Here is a 14,206-nt window from a genome sequence, read left to right as displayed (position 1 = left end):
TTAATTTCTATGTTTATTGGTTTTCAATTTTAAAATCTTTAAAGCTTTTTTTATTTCGGTGACCTTAGATAGTTCAACCACTGCTTTTTTCATATCTTTTTTCATAAGACCTGAATCTTTGATTTTTCGGTCTATTTGTCTTTTTTCCGCTTCCAATAATTCTATGACGTATTCCATAATGATATCATGTTTTAACACGTGTTAGACATGCAAAAATATAAAAGTTAGATATATCTAACAATACTTATTAGTTAAATTATTTTACTTTTGCGAGTATTATGATTTCACACACGGAAGAAGATTATTTAAAAGCATTGTTCCGCCTCGTTTCCGGAAAGCAAGGAAAACAGGAGGCTGGTACCAATGCACTGGCCGATTTGTTATCTTTAAAACCCGCCAGCGTGAACAACATGCTCAAAAAGCTCCGGAAGAAGGAGCTTATTGATTATGAGAAATACGGAAAAATATCTTTCACGGATAAAGGAAGGCAAATTGCCCTTCTGGTTGTAAGAAAACATAGGCTTTGGGAGACATTTTTGGTTGATAAGCTTGGTTTTAGCTGGGATAGGGTACATGATATTGCTGAACAACTTGAGCATATTCGTTCCGATGAACTTGTTGAAAAACTGGATTGGTTTCTTGGCCATCCCGAATATGACCCACACGGAGATCCGATTCCGCGTTCTGATGGAAGCACACCGACTACTCCTTCCGCGGTACTTTCAAGTATGCAGAAGGGTGACGTATGTAAGGTTATGATGGTTAAGGATACATCTGCTGCTTTTCTTCAATATTTAGAGCGGCTATCTATTCATGTGGGGACATGTGTTTCGGTTATGGATAAAGTTTCTTTTGACAATTCTTTGGTCATTGAAGTGGATGGAAAGCGCCATACTGTATCCCAAAAGGTAGCCGATAATCTTTATGTTAGCTATTGCTAAAATTTATGGTGTAAAATAAAGGTCGATTGAAATTTAAGATGGTTCCTATTGAAGGGGTAAACATGTAAAGCCCGTTTTCTTTATAAAAGTGAAACCAAACAATAACTATGATTAGCATTTCCAACCATGTTATTGGTTAACTATTAGAACCATGTATGACCAGAATACTTAATAATTTCAAGATAATGAATCCCTTTTCCCCTTTTAGAACCAGGTAATAAATTGCCCTGGTTTTTGCTAAATAATAATTAAATTTCTGTATTAAAAATAAATCAAACCTCTCAATAATTTGTCATTCAGGCACAAGTACAGCGCCAGTCATGGTTGGATCAGGCAGTCCGGAACCACTTTTACCAAGACACATCACCGGTAACCACTACCCGCCCGGATTCCGGTTACGTTTGATCGTTTTGGTATTACGGTTATTAAGCCGCTGTTTATCAGTGATAAAAGTTATTGGGTTTTATACGGGAGCATTTTAAACAAAACAAGTTACCGCTCCAAATGCTTCATTATCTGATGAATCGATAGTTGACATATTAACCGATTCTCAGGATAAGCTTTTCATGGATTTATTACATTGGCCATATCTGCAATTCGTCGTGATGCCTAAACAATTCAGTAATTTTTAATTTTGTTGGTATTGGGAGACAAATTACGGTTGATAACTTGACTATGGAAAATATAAACAACACCAATAACCAGCAAAATCCTCAAAATAGCTTTCAAAAGATTCGAGGAATTTTAAATTACCATAAGATAAGCGGCAAGGTAATGGCCATGATTCTGGTATTTATGTTGACGATGGTAATTTTCACTTTCATCGTAACCACTCAAAACCTAACGGCCTTGGATGCTGTGGACCTGATTCGAAAGATTCGCATTCCTGTTCCTATTACGACAGCCGATGTTATTAGCGGAACAAACAGGGTATCCGCTTCACAGCGGGCCTACTTTATGACAGGCGAAATACGTTTTAAAGAAGAGCGTTTGGATATTTGGGAAAACCAGATAGACCCCGCCATCAAAAACTTAATCAGTCTGAAGCGTCTGTTAAATGAAGAAGATCAGCAGAATTTGAAGAAAGCTATAGTCGTTGCCGGTAAATACAAAGATTTACAAAATGAGCTTGACCAATACTACGAAACCCATCTCAAAAATATTGAAGCAAAGCTGACAGCCTTTGATACTTCCACGATAGACTTATATGCTTATGATATTGTTCAACGAGAAGCATTCAGAGATGAACTCAACAACCTGGTGGCAAGGTCTGCCTCCGATATGCGAAAAGAACTTCGAAACCTGTTGTTGCCTTTGAATAACACTCAGCGGGAAGTATTGAAATCCGATGTTGTTCAACTGAAAGAAGATATCAAACATACCAATACTATAGTGATCATACTGTCACTGGGGTCATCGTTGTTTTGGTTGTTTGTGGCCCTGTTTATTATCCGTTCTTTAAAATTTTCGATCCAAAAACCGGTAGATATTCTTAGACGTCTGGAAGTAGGGGAACTGCCCGAGGATACTTTGGCCTCAAAAGATGAATTAAACGACATTATTCAGGCGAGCAAGAATCTATCTGCTAATCTTAAAAAGGCATCGGACTTTGCCCTGGAGATCGGAGAGGGGCGGTTTGAATATAAATTTCAACCATCTGGTGAGAAAGATTCCTTAGGTAATGCCCTGGTTCAGATGAGAGATAAACTGCAGGCAGTTGCTATAGAGGATAAAAAACGAAACTGGGTGACCAAGGGCATGGCTGATTTGGGTGAAATTCTCAGATCAAATGAAAATTTCGCTGAGTTGCACTATGGCATTATTACTTTTCTGGTCAAATATCTCGATGCCAATCAGGGTGCAATTTTTCAGGTTGAGGAGGACGAAGATGAAAACTTAACCCTAAAAATGATGGCTTGTTATGCCTACAACCGTCAAAAATTTTTGGAAAAAGAAGTAAAACCCGGAGAAGGGCTGGTGGGTCAGGTTTATCTTGAAAAAAAGTCGACTGTATTGACTGAGATTCCTGAAGATTACATCAACATAACCTCCGGGCTTGGTGGCACCAGGCCTAGAAGTATCTTAATTTGCCCGGTAATGACCAACGAGACGGTAAACGGGGTCATTGAAATGGCAAGCTTCAAATCCTTTGAAGATTACCAGATAGATTTCGTAAAAAAGATCGGAGAGCAAATTGCTTCGGTCATTTCAAATATTAAAGTAAACATCCGGACCACCTACCTGCTTCAGGAATCGCAGGAACAGGCAGAAGAAATGAGGGCACAGGAAGAAGAAATGCGACAAAACGTTGAAGAACTGGAAGCGACTCAGGAAGAAATGGCGAGGAAGGAATTGGAAATTTCAGCGCAACTTGAAGCTATAAACTCCACTGTGGCTCAAATAGAATTCGATCCAAAGGGCTATGTATTGAAGGCAAATAAACTCTTTACCGAGGCGATGCAATATTCATTGGAAGAAATACAGGGAAAACACCACAGGATCTTTGTGGATACGGAACTGGCAAACTCGGATGAGTACCACTCACTTTGGGAAAACCTGGCAAATGGAAAACAACAGTCCGGCGACTTTAAGAACGTAGCGAAAGATGGATCCGAAGTATTGATTTCTGCCACCTATACACCAGTTATTGATCAGGAAGGAGCAGTAACAAAAGTGATCAAACTGGCCATCATCAAGGAAGTGAAAAACAAACAGGTTTTGGCAGGGGTACGTGGAACCGGCGAATGAGGCACCCTATTTCTCATGAAACAGACATTGCCCATACATTTTCAGAAATAAGCGACCAGTACCGGGAGAACCCTGTTGCTTTGCATCTCAGAGGTATGAATATGTTGTTTGTGGGTAGCGGTATTCCGGCACTGGCCATCACCTCTCAAAATATTTTTAGTATTACGGATACTGTGATCCATTCCGAAAAGGATACGATTGAATTAATCGATATACAAAAAATTATAGATACTTCGACATTTATTGCGGAAATTTTGACAGCCCTTTAAAGGAAAATATGCCGATCCGCTAAATTCTGTCGACATTCAATAAGATGAATTTCAAACTTCTTCGGTCCGGTAGTGTTTTATTGTTACCGCTACTTTTGACCTTGTGTAGCATAATCTCGTTGAGTTTAATTAATCTCTCTAAAGGTGATTTGTTTTAAAACTTAAGTGTATTGTCAATTATTCATCCCATGATTTTAGAAACCACCCATATCAACAGAACAGATCAGCAATTCATTGCTGATCTGGTGGATAAGCCTTACTCATTTTTTCAAAAGATAAAATTAAAAAATGTTCGTTCCCGCTGGATGTTGATTGAGAAAGTGGGCCCAAATTTGAATTCATACTTCGATCCGGTTTCGGAAGCTCTCCGGGGCAGGATTGAACGGCGTCCCAAGGGCATTGTGATCAATATTTCGGGCCATTCGAAAACCTATAGCTGGGCAATTCCCTACTATCAGTTGGTTATCTACAAAACCGACAGCATCAGCATCCATGCGCAAGGACGGTTTATTCAGTTTGGGAAAAATGGGAGTTATAAAGAGAATAAGTCATTTTTTAAAAAGCTGTTGGATTTAAAGGCGCAGCATAGTACAGGCTATTACCAATTCAGTGGTTTCTGATAAATAGCGCCATTACCAAAATCAAACCTGTTCTCAGGTATGCTCAAAAGGAAAAGACAGCTTTACTTCCGGAAAGAATCAAAATCCAGTTGCCATTTACTCTTGCTATGGCCGTAAGCCATGGCTGCCATCCTTCAGTACTTTTGTCCGGTTTTAATATATTTGATGCTTATTAAAGAAATATGGTCTGTCGATCCTTGAGAATTCCATAGCGCGATAAAAGCAAAAGAAAAGGGTAAGGAAAGTCAGCTTGACCCGGAGGCGATAAATTAGTATTCAGGTTATAAATCCAAATAAAGATAAACATGAAAAACGATTATGTGACACCACTTTCTATAATTTCTTTATTATTGCTTGTCTTCGGTTGCAAGCCCTCGGTACACCAGGCCCTTATTGAAAATTCGAAAAAGTTCAGGCCCGATGAAGAGGTCAGGGCGTTGATGATCAAAGAGGTGAACGCGATGGAAGATGAATTTGACCCCGAATACAATTCTCTGAAAACTTTTATCCCCAAAACTGCCAACCGTTACCATTCCACCCGTGTGGGCATGTACAATCATCCTGTCAGAGGTACTTCGCGTTATGCGGTAAAGCTGCTGGAGACCGGTGATCCCGGATATATTGAACGTGCCCATAAAGTGATCGAAGCGATAATAGCGGCACAAGATCAGGACAGCACCAGTGAAATTTACGGTATCTGGCCTTATTATTTTGAAGAACCCCGCGACCTGATGATCGAAGCCGTACCCGGCTGCCCGCTGGCCAACCTGAGTTGCACATTGGGCAGTTTGGATTGCAGCAGTTGATCCAGCCTGATGCCCGGTATCTCCCTCAAGGACTGCCCATCGACCGAAGTTACCTCAGTTGAAAGCCTGCGCTTACTGATATTATCACCCTGGCCGCTGATGACCACCTCTTCCAGACCTGTCATTTTTTCATGAAGGGTAATGCTGAGGTTTTCAAGGTCATTCAATTCGCTGATCTCAATGGTTTTTGAACTAAAACCGATAAAACTTACGACGATCATGTTGTGCTTCGACGGATCAATTTCAAGACTAAACTCACCGTTATGATTAGTAACGGTTCCGGTCATTGTTTCCTGGATAACAATGTTAACACCAGGTAGCGGCTCATTGGTCTTTTGCGCAACCACCCGGCCCTTTATCACCTGTTGAGCAAAATCCAGACACGGAATGGAAGTCAATAGAATAATCAGGTAAAGTGTCCTTTTCATACTTATCATGCATTGGTGGATGAGTGAACTGTTAGCAAAATTATGGCATGACCTTTCCCGAAAGCCGAAAAGCAGGTTATCAAATGCCTAAGTTTAGATCAAGCTTTTTTAACTAAAATGTTAACATAGTGTGAGTACAGTATTAACGACAGTGGACAAGGTAAAAAATTAGCAAATAGTTACTGATTTAAATATTTGATAATCAGAAAGATAATATGTTTAATATTGGTGCTGTCCACTGATAACATAAAAATCTTCTCAGCCCCTTGCCCTTGATCCACATTCTTCTGTTACTTGACCGGTTCGCTTCAATCCCCCATTTCTTTTTGATCCCGATCACTTTAGCACTTCTGGTACCTCTTTGAAATGAGGATTCCCCCCTGGACCCCTTAGCCCTCAATCGTGATGAGGATTCCCTGGTACTGAGTTTTCAACTCATTTTAACTAAAACATAGCTACACCTCCTTATAAAAACCATTTCCCCGGCGTTGCAAACGCCAGGCCATGGACTCCGCATTAGTCTGCCCCTCTGTCCTGCCAGACATGTGGACGAGAAAGATTGCCCTTTTGGCCACTCTGAAATACGGACGCTAGGGGGGACGATCAGGGATAAAGCTTCATGCAGGCGTTTCGGTTAATTACAGCTTAGACTCTCCGTATTTTTTCCATAGTTGTATCCACTTACTGTCTTCCACCTGCTTTAGCTCAAATACCCTTTTAATGTGGTTTAGTTGAAAAAATTCTGTCAAACACTCATAGCGGTCATTTTCAGACAAAGCCCCTTTTTCCCTGATCCAGTCATTTTGAAAGCCAGCCCTATCATTTTCCAGGAGAAACCCTAAGCTTTCCCTGAGATTCTCATTGATACTTCTTAACAATGCGTTATAATGTTTAGCGCTTTCCAGATCACTTTCCAGTTGTTTGATTTTTTCCAGTTGGGCGGTTACTTGTTGGTTTAGTTTTGAAATGGATTCGTTGACTGGGGTCGAGTTGAAGATTTCCTCGACAGATGCGTCTAAGAGGTTGACCACTTCGTTGAGTCTTTCGATGGTTAATGGGGTTTCTCCTCTTTCCACCCTGCCATAGCTGCCCTGAGAAATATTGAGCTTTTTAGCCATTTGCGTCTGGCTATAACCCTTGGCAATTCTTAATTCTTTTATGGCTTGATACACTTCGATCATGCAGCTAATATAAAACTATAATTTACCTAAATAACATTTCACGCTAAGTAATCTGTCATATAAGGGAATAATAATTGTATCATAATTTGCCTATATTACATTTTATGCTTAATTTGTGCTCAATTCAATCGATTGCTGGCGAACGTGGAAAATTTCCTGTAAGCAAGTTAAATTGATCTGGTATCAATTTGAGCAAGGTAGGCTGGGCACGAAAAACAGCCATTTAAAACTATTTAACCATGAAGATAAATTATGTAGCCTTTTGGAAAACAACCAATTTTAACCTATTAACAATATATAAAATGAGACAAGCATTAAAAGAAGCCATATTTAATCTTGGCAAAAAGTATCCTGAGATGCGAGGGATCGAAAACCTGTTAGTTTTCAAGGAAACCAGGCAACTGAAAAAGATTGTTTTTGAAATCATTTATGATATCAGCATGGATGAGCACATCAGAGACATGGGGGACTATGAGGATAAAATCATGATCCTGTGGTTGTTGCACAATTTGATTTACGATTTGGAGGGCATTGATAATCACAGCATATCAAATCAACCGGCTATGACAAAAGCTTCGTAAAACCCGTTATTCCGTGATTTTTTTCTGCTTGACCGGTTCGCTTCAATCCCCCATTTCTTTTTGATCCCGATCACTTTAGCACTTCTGGTCCTTCTTCGTCATGAGGATTATCCCCTAAACCCTCCTCATCTGTGATGAGGATTCCCTGGTACTGAGTTTTCAACTCATTTTAACTAAAACATAGCTACACCTCCTTATAAAAACCATTTCCCCGGCGTTGCAAACGCCAGGCCATGGACTCCGCATTAGTCTGTCCCTCTGTCCTGCCAGACATGTGGACGATAGTGGTCTGAGTTTTCAACTTATTTTAACTAAAACAAAGCTACGCCTCCTTACAAAAACGATTTCCCCGGCGTTGCAAACGCCAGGCCATGGCCTCCGCATTAGCCTGCCCCTCTGTCCTGCCAGAAATGTGGACGAGAAAGATTGCCCTTTTGGCCACTCTGAAATGCGGACGATAGTAGGTGCGATGAGGAGTTTTGGCCATATAACAATGCTTTTAACAGCCTAAAGTGTTCTGTATGAACAATTTAAATCAAGGTCACTTAAAGCTTGAGAAGGTTACTAAAATTCTTATTCACGTATATATAGGTATCAGGTGAATTTTTTGTGTTTAACCAAAACTTTTTGTCATGCATAAATATAAAGTAGTTTACTCTATAGAACATGCAGAAGAGCTTGAATTCAAAAAAGAAATGCATAAAGCGCTCGATTACAGCGTGCTGAAGGAGTTTCTTTTGCGATTGATAGCCGCAAAGCATGGGATAGATGAGGGTTTGATGAAAATTCATGACGTTGAAAAAGCCACGGAAGCCGATAGTTAATGTAGTGGAAACGTTAGGAGTTTACCTATGAACCGTTTTAATTGTGGCGTGATTGGGGTTTCAGAGCAAGGTTTCGTTTTTCATTCACAAGATGAGCCAATAATGTACTAACCCTGAATTTTTTTTAACCAAGCCCTCTAATTCAACGCAACGAAAACACTATTACTTTTATTTTCAGGGAGTAATTACAAAGGTGTACCTTTGTTTTACTCCTTTTACTTCTTTTCTTATCATAAATACCCTGGTGTTTGATCTTTGTTTTATAATAATAAAAACCAATTGAGGGGAATATGTATGCAATCATTTTTTAAGGCGGGGGAGGAAGCTCCGCTCGATATCAACAAACCATAACGGTAGTTAACCTTACTGTGCCTGAGTTGTTTCATAGCGGTTTTACTAGTGCCTATTTCGAGTAATACAGGCTTTTCCCTTGTTTCAACTACAAAATCGGGATTTACTATATGGCTACCGGTTGTATATGAAATTACACCATCTCTCAGCACTCTTCTTAAATACATTACCACGATGTCTTCAACCAGCTTACTCCTGAACTGCTCAGGTAGAGTTTGTCCATACAACGTGGATAGCAATGCCCTTCGCAGTGAAGGAGACATAAAAAATGCCTTTTTGTTTTTCAAGATTTTAGTATCCAAACCGCCAAAAGGTATTAACACGTTTAGTAATTCAGCTTTGGCCAGTATGTCAATCAGGTCATTAATTTCAGTCTTTTTAATGCCCACTAACCCCGCCAGTTTTTCGGTATTAATTTCGTCAGAGCCTGCCAGTCTCAGCATAAGCCGCTCTATTTTTACATGATCCGAATAGGTCGGATTTAGCTTGGGAATGTCCTCCAGAATTATTCTTTTAAACAAATCGAGAATACTATCGTTTATTGTGAATTTATCTTTGAAAAACAAAAAATTGGGTATATTCTGATAACTGATGTAACCCTGCAGGAGCTTTTTTATTTCCAAGGGTTTTACAGATTCAATTTTGTTATAATAGGTAGTGACTATGCTGCCAAATGACTGAACTTTGATAAAAGCCTCTTCCGCATTTTCGCTGTAAAACAAGGCTTCCTTCAAATCACTCGCCAATCCCTTCTCCGGGAAAACCATATTACCATCTTGCTCCATGCAGGTTTTTGCCGCAATAAATTCAATAAACTTGAAGGGATAGATTTTTTCAATGCGCATTCTTCTCGCTAAGTCGGCGGTCTGATTCAACAACAAGGCCGATGAACCTGTGCAAAGCATAAAGGCTGATCTCGCTTCATCATAGAGAATTTTTAAGGTTTTGCTCCAGTGTTCGTCATCGTGAACTTCGTCAAACAGCAATGTAATAGGCTCTTTTAATTCATTAAACCGCTTTTTTATGATATTTCTTTGAAATTCTTCCAAGGCGATATGCAGATCGATTCCCAGGTTTTTTAATGTGTTGACATTAAAAAAATAGATATTTTTTGAGTGTTCATGATAGATGTAATTGGCTGTTTGCCATAACAAAGTAGTTTTTCCAACCCCTCTAAGCCCTGACAGGCTGACAAATCGGGGTTCGATTCCGGATTTTAAAAAGTCTTTGGCATATTTTCGAAGAAGCACATATACCAGCCTTGTAGGATATCGCAGCTTTGTTATGGGGTGTGGAATAAACGGCTTTCAATAGCTCCTCTGGTAACTACTGTATTGTCGAGATAGTATTTTAAGCTGTCTTCCATTATTTTTCACAAAGATATTGTATCGTGTCAGCCAATATACTTAATTCTTTGAATAATTGTTGCATACTATTACTCCGTTGGTTTTCAGGATTTTTTTATAATTTGCGATTGTATAGCAAAAGTAAATGCTGTAATTTCTCCAAAAATATCTGAGGAGCTATACCATGCAATATGACGTAAAAACACCGGAAGAATACATCGAGGCACTCGAGGATGATTGGAAACGTGAAAAGCTGGAGCACCTGAGAACGTTGATTAAGTCAAAAGCGCCGGATTTTGTGGAAGGTATCGAATACAAAATGCTTAATTACAGTGATGATAGGGGCACCATTTTTTACCTAAATGCACAAAAAAATTATGTAAGCCTTTATACGGGTGATGCAAAAAAAATAGACCCCGATGGCAGCTTATTGAAGGGGATTGACGTAGGCAAAGGATGTATCAGGTTCAAAAAGTCGGTGGCTATTTCCGATACCGGCATTGACGAATTTGTAGACCGGGCGGTCGAACTTTGGAAGAATGGAGAGGACATTGGCTGCTAATACACACTAAAATGTCTACGATAGTTAATAAGGCCTTACTTACCCCCTTCCACCCACATTATTTCTTCAAAACCAAAAGTTCCTCCCCCACACTCAAACCCACACCCAAACTCACACTATACTTCTTTAAATTCCCTGATTAATTCTGAGGCTGTCAGAATGTAGTTATTCAGATCTGGCCAGCAAATAGCGAAGCCATTGCCACATAATTCCCAATTTTCGCGCTCATCCTGGGTGGATTGATTCAATATTGGCAAATACTTCAGCGGGACTTTGAAAATACTACCGTCCAATAACTCCACACACATGAATTGTTCCTGAAATCTGATGTCTGCCGCTGCAAATTTTTCATTTACCATTTCATTTCCGTTTTACTTAGTCTAAATTGGTTTTCTGTCAGGGTTAGTCGAAAGTTTGTATTGCCCGGTTTATGGGCAGGTATGTAAATTAGGGTTAGCCGAGTATGTTGTATGCGGTTGAATCCGATAAAAAAACTATCTCATGATAATAAACTCAAAAAACACAGTTAAACTTACATTTTAATACTAATTAATAATTCAATTATTCTATTAAGCAACTAAGTCCCTAAAATCTTCAATATTGTTGCAAAAATCTACCAGTAAAACACCATTTTGTTACCAGGTAATTTAACGGCGATTCTTTTCTGGTTCAGGTCGACATTCTTGTATCTATGCGCATCTTTTTTAGATAAGTTCAAGTTACTTGATTTTAATAGCAGGATTTTACAGATTTTAAGAAGTAAGAATTATTTTGTCCGGGACAATTTGTTACAGGTTACTATGGGAAACTACAGTATTTCAAACTTTGGGCAGGCAAGTGGTTTTAAATTTGACGATCGAATATTTTAAAAGCGTGCGTTTGCTAACCGCTTTATTCATACAGTTGATTCGTTGCGCACAAACTACCAATACCTTGACAATTTTTATGGGGATTTCTTTGAAATAAAGCTGATATGATGGTGCCCGCTCTTCTAAAAGCATTAGTGATTGGCCAGAGCATAGCAATCTGGTCCAGATCTTTCAATCTGCCATTATATAGGAGGTTTTAGACAAGCTAACAAACAGCCTCCTGCAAAAAGTTCTTCCGGGTTATGTTAATTGATTAATCAGCCTTTTTCTTAATTGGAAGCTACTGAAGGTTTAGGCATATCTTTGGCCATTTTGGTGTTTTCCTTCACAGGCTCTTCGCTTTTGGGCGTTTCTTTCCTGGCATATTTTGGCATAGCATTGCCGTAGTCGCTTTTTCCAATTTGAATTTCCCTGACCTTTTGTCCCATTTTACTTTGACCGTTAAACTGGGCACCTGATTCGACAATTAACTTATTGGTGAGGATATCACCGCGGATTTTTGCAGTGGGCTTTAAAACCAGAATGTCACTGATCTCAACCTTACCTTTGACCTCACCCTCAATATCAGCGTTTTGCGCCAGAATGTTGCCCTCTATATAGGCAGATTTACCTATGACAACCTTTGATTTGGCGGTAATATCTCCATAAACTTTTCCCTCGATTCTTAAATTACCATAAGTCTCGATACTACCATTCAGTGTAGTACCTTTACCTATGGTATTGCTGATGTTACTGGCTTCTTGCGCTAGCTTTTCCTCTTGTTTATTATTGAACATAGCATCTGTTGTTTTGGTTGGTAATACGGATTCAATCCAAAGTTAGCACTAATTTAAAGTATTCCTAAAACAATTTAAGAGCGAATTCTCTCTAAAAGTCACCTCAAAATTACATAACGATCTGATTTCTAAAAATTTGATAATAATTATCGCTTCATTACTTCAAGTACACATTAAAATTTTTTTTTATTAAAGTGTAGTAGATTTTTGACCTTAAAAGTTTAATCTTCGGTTTTTACATGAAAATTTGTAGCTTAAATTATTGGTATTTGTCGATGATTGGATCCAACAGGTTTGCGGGCCTTTGATAATTTGAAAAATTTTATGAAAATATTTTCTTCAGCACAAATCAGAGCGGCCGACGCTTACACGATCAGGAATGAACCGATTCCTTCCATTGATCTCATGGAGCGGGCATCGCTGGCTTTTGTGAAAAGTTTTGTGCAACATTATATGACGGATAAAGCCGTATGGATTTTTTGCGGCACTGGCAACAATGGGGGTGACGGGCTGGCCATTGGCAGAATATTGACTGAAAAAAAATATAACGTCAAAATTTTTGTAGTAAGCGTTAGTGATAAATCATCTGCCGATTTTGCCATCAATGAAAAAAGAATTCCTGAAGGTGTAGAAAAGTCAACTATAGGCAGTAGCTATGAAATACCTCAAATACCTGAAAACATACTGCTAATTGATGCTATTTTCGGTTCAGGGCTGGACAGGCCGGTCACTGGTTTATTTGCTGAGGTGATTGAGACAATAAACCAGTCGGGCGCTATCGTGGTTTCGGTTGATATTGCGTCGGGGTTGTTTGCAGACCGGCCGGGTTCAGGTGGTGTCATCATAGAGCCGCAACTAACCATTTCATTTCAATTACCAAAAATGGCATTTTTATTACCTGAAAACCGGCTTTGGGTAGGGGAGTGGGAAGTAGTGGATATTGGCCTGAGCCCGGAGTTTATCGATCGGACAGAATGCGCTGATTTTTTTCTGCAACCGGCTGATATGCAGCCTATGCTAAAAACCAGGGACAAGTTTGCTCATAAAGGAAATTTTGGCAGGGCTTTGCTTTTTACAGGGAGTGCCGGCAAGATGGGAGCGGCCATACTGTCGAGCCGTGCCTGTTTGAGGACAGGTACTGGGTTGCTGACTGTGCATGTACCCGGGTGCGGATATGAAATCATGCAGATTGCCGTGCCGGAGGCGATGGTTTCTATCGATGAAGGTGACCGGTTTATATCATGGCTTCCTGAAAAGCCGGATTGCGATGTCATCGGCATTGGCCCGGGCATTGACACCCACGAAGAAACGGCACGTCTGATGGAGGAATTGCTGAATCAGTATCGCCGACCTGTTGTTATTGATGCCGACGGGCTGAATATAATAAGTCAGCACAAACACTTGCGGGATAAAATCCCCCCTCAATCGATTCTGACCCCACATCCCAAGGAGTTTGAAAGAATTGCAGGCACCTGGGATAATGACTATCAACGCCTGGATTTGCAAAGGGAATTTTCGCAACAATACAATATATACATAGTTTTCAAAGGTGCCCACACCACTGTTTCCACACCGGACGGGCGTACCTTTTTTAACAGTACGGGCAATCCGGGCATGGCCACTGCCGGCAGTGGTGATGTGTTGACAGGAATTATTACCTCTTTGCTTGGCCAGGGCTACATAGCTGAGGTGGCGGCTACCCTGGGTGTTTACCTGCATGGTTTGGCAGGCGATCTGGCGGCGGCTGAAAAAGGGGAAGAGGCTTTGATCTCCGGTGATATTATTGAATTCCTGTCCGCTGCATTCCGGCAACTGCGATCCAAATGCCCTGAAAAACCTGAACTTTATACTTAAACAATTAATTATCAGGATAAAAAATGTGAATATTTGCTACAATATTACCT

The 14,206-nt window shown here is 39.9% G+C and carries 15 protein-coding genes; 9 read left to right on the top strand and 6 right to left on the bottom strand.

Annotation, left to right across the window (positions count from 1 at the left end):
- Nucleotides 1-177, bottom strand: a complete 177-nt coding sequence (locus AC04NP_RS25025; RefSeq protein WP_482862761.1) for a hypothetical protein — start codon at nucleotides 175-177, stop codon at nucleotides 1-3.
- Nucleotides 178-278: 101 nt separating this feature from the next.
- Between AC04NP_RS25025 and AC04NP_RS25020 the strand changes: the two genes are divergently transcribed.
- From AC04NP_RS25020 to AC04NP_RS25000, 5 genes are all read left to right on the top strand, one after another.
- Nucleotides 279-941, top strand: coding sequence for a metal-dependent transcriptional regulator (locus tag AC04NP_RS25020; protein WP_482862760.1), 663 nt, complete (start codon nucleotides 279-281; stop codon nucleotides 939-941).
- A 675-nt stretch (nucleotides 942-1,616) separates the two neighbouring features.
- The gene (locus AC04NP_RS25015) at nucleotides 1,617-3,689 is read left to right on the top strand and encodes a GAF domain-containing protein (protein WP_482862759.1); all 2,073 of its coding nucleotides are present in this window, start codon (nucleotides 1,617-1,619) and stop codon (nucleotides 3,687-3,689) included.
- A complete protein-coding gene (locus AC04NP_RS25010) occupies nucleotides 3,686-3,958 on the top strand; it encodes a hypothetical protein (protein WP_482862758.1) in 273 nt (90 codons plus the stop codon). Before AC04NP_RS25015 ends, AC04NP_RS25010 begins: the two co-directional genes overlap by 4 nt.
- 188 nt (nucleotides 3,959-4,146) lie before the next feature.
- A complete protein-coding gene (locus AC04NP_RS25005) occupies nucleotides 4,147-4,578 on the top strand; it encodes a hypothetical protein (RefSeq protein ID WP_482862757.1) in 432 nt (143 codons plus the stop codon).
- 305 nt (nucleotides 4,579-4,883) lie between these two features.
- Nucleotides 4,884-5,384 carry a hypothetical protein gene (locus AC04NP_RS25000; protein WP_482862756.1) on the top strand — a complete coding sequence of 167 codons (501 nt, stop codon included), beginning with the start codon at nucleotides 4,884-4,886 and terminating at the stop codon, nucleotides 5,382-5,384.
- On the opposite strand, the gene AC04NP_RS24995 is transcribed toward AC04NP_RS25000, so the two are convergent.
- The gene (locus AC04NP_RS24995; protein ID WP_482862755.1) at nucleotides 5,285-5,812 is read right to left on the bottom strand and encodes a carboxypeptidase-like regulatory domain-containing protein; all 528 of its coding nucleotides are present in this window, start codon (nucleotides 5,810-5,812) and stop codon (nucleotides 5,285-5,287) included. The two genes, AC04NP_RS25000 and AC04NP_RS24995, sit on opposite strands and share 100 nt — an antisense overlap.
- A gap of 638 nt (nucleotides 5,813-6,450) precedes the next feature.
- Nucleotides 6,451-6,993, bottom strand: a complete 543-nt coding sequence (locus AC04NP_RS24990; RefSeq protein WP_482862754.1) for a helix-turn-helix domain-containing protein — start codon at nucleotides 6,991-6,993, stop codon at nucleotides 6,451-6,453.
- A 302-nt stretch (nucleotides 6,994-7,295) separates the two neighbouring features.
- Here AC04NP_RS24990 and AC04NP_RS24985 point away from each other — a divergent pair, with 302 nt between their 5' ends.
- Together AC04NP_RS24985 and AC04NP_RS24980 are read left to right on the top strand one after the other, a co-directional pair.
- Entirely contained in the window at nucleotides 7,296-7,574 is a 279-nt protein-coding gene (locus tag AC04NP_RS24985; RefSeq protein WP_482862753.1) for a hypothetical protein, read from the top strand.
- Between the two features lie 632 nt (nucleotides 7,575-8,206).
- Nucleotides 8,207-8,398 carry a hypothetical protein gene (locus AC04NP_RS24980; protein ID WP_482862752.1) on the top strand — a complete coding sequence of 64 codons (192 nt, stop codon included), beginning with the start codon at nucleotides 8,207-8,209 and terminating at the stop codon, nucleotides 8,396-8,398.
- A gap of 260 nt (nucleotides 8,399-8,658) precedes the next feature.
- On the opposite strand, the gene AC04NP_RS24975 is transcribed toward AC04NP_RS24980, so the two are convergent.
- Nucleotides 8,659-9,999 (bottom strand): ATP-binding protein, encoded by a 1,341-nt coding sequence (locus AC04NP_RS24975; RefSeq protein ID WP_482862751.1) that lies wholly within the window; start codon nucleotides 9,997-9,999, stop codon nucleotides 8,659-8,661.
- A gap of 280 nt (nucleotides 10,000-10,279) precedes the next feature.
- On the opposite strand from AC04NP_RS24975, the gene AC04NP_RS24970 reads away from it, so the two are divergent.
- Nucleotides 10,280-10,657 (top strand): iron chaperone, encoded by a 378-nt coding sequence (locus tag AC04NP_RS24970; protein WP_482862750.1) that lies wholly within the window; start codon nucleotides 10,280-10,282, stop codon nucleotides 10,655-10,657.
- Nucleotides 10,658-10,773: 116 nt separating this feature from the next.
- Here the strand turns inward: AC04NP_RS24970 and AC04NP_RS24965 are convergent, their stop codons facing one another.
- Together AC04NP_RS24965 and AC04NP_RS24960 are read right to left on the bottom strand one after the other, a co-directional pair.
- Entirely contained in the window at nucleotides 10,774-11,016 is a 243-nt protein-coding gene (locus AC04NP_RS24965; RefSeq protein ID WP_482862749.1) for a DUF2442 domain-containing protein, read from the bottom strand.
- 779 nt (nucleotides 11,017-11,795) lie between these two features.
- The gene (locus tag AC04NP_RS24960) at nucleotides 11,796-12,302 is read right to left on the bottom strand and encodes a bactofilin family protein (RefSeq protein WP_482862748.1); all 507 of its coding nucleotides are present in this window, start codon (nucleotides 12,300-12,302) and stop codon (nucleotides 11,796-11,798) included.
- A 324-nt stretch (nucleotides 12,303-12,626) separates the two neighbouring features.
- On the opposite strand from AC04NP_RS24960, the gene AC04NP_RS24955 reads away from it, so the two are divergent.
- Nucleotides 12,627-14,156 (top strand): NAD(P)H-hydrate dehydratase, encoded by a 1,530-nt coding sequence (locus AC04NP_RS24955; RefSeq protein WP_482862747.1) that lies wholly within the window; start codon nucleotides 12,627-12,629, stop codon nucleotides 14,154-14,156.
- Nucleotides 14,157-14,206 lie beyond the last annotated feature (50 nt).

It is taken from the genome of Agaribacillus sp. DX54 (assembly GCF_056858335.1).
This window is presented reverse-complemented; position numbering and strand designations above follow the sequence as displayed.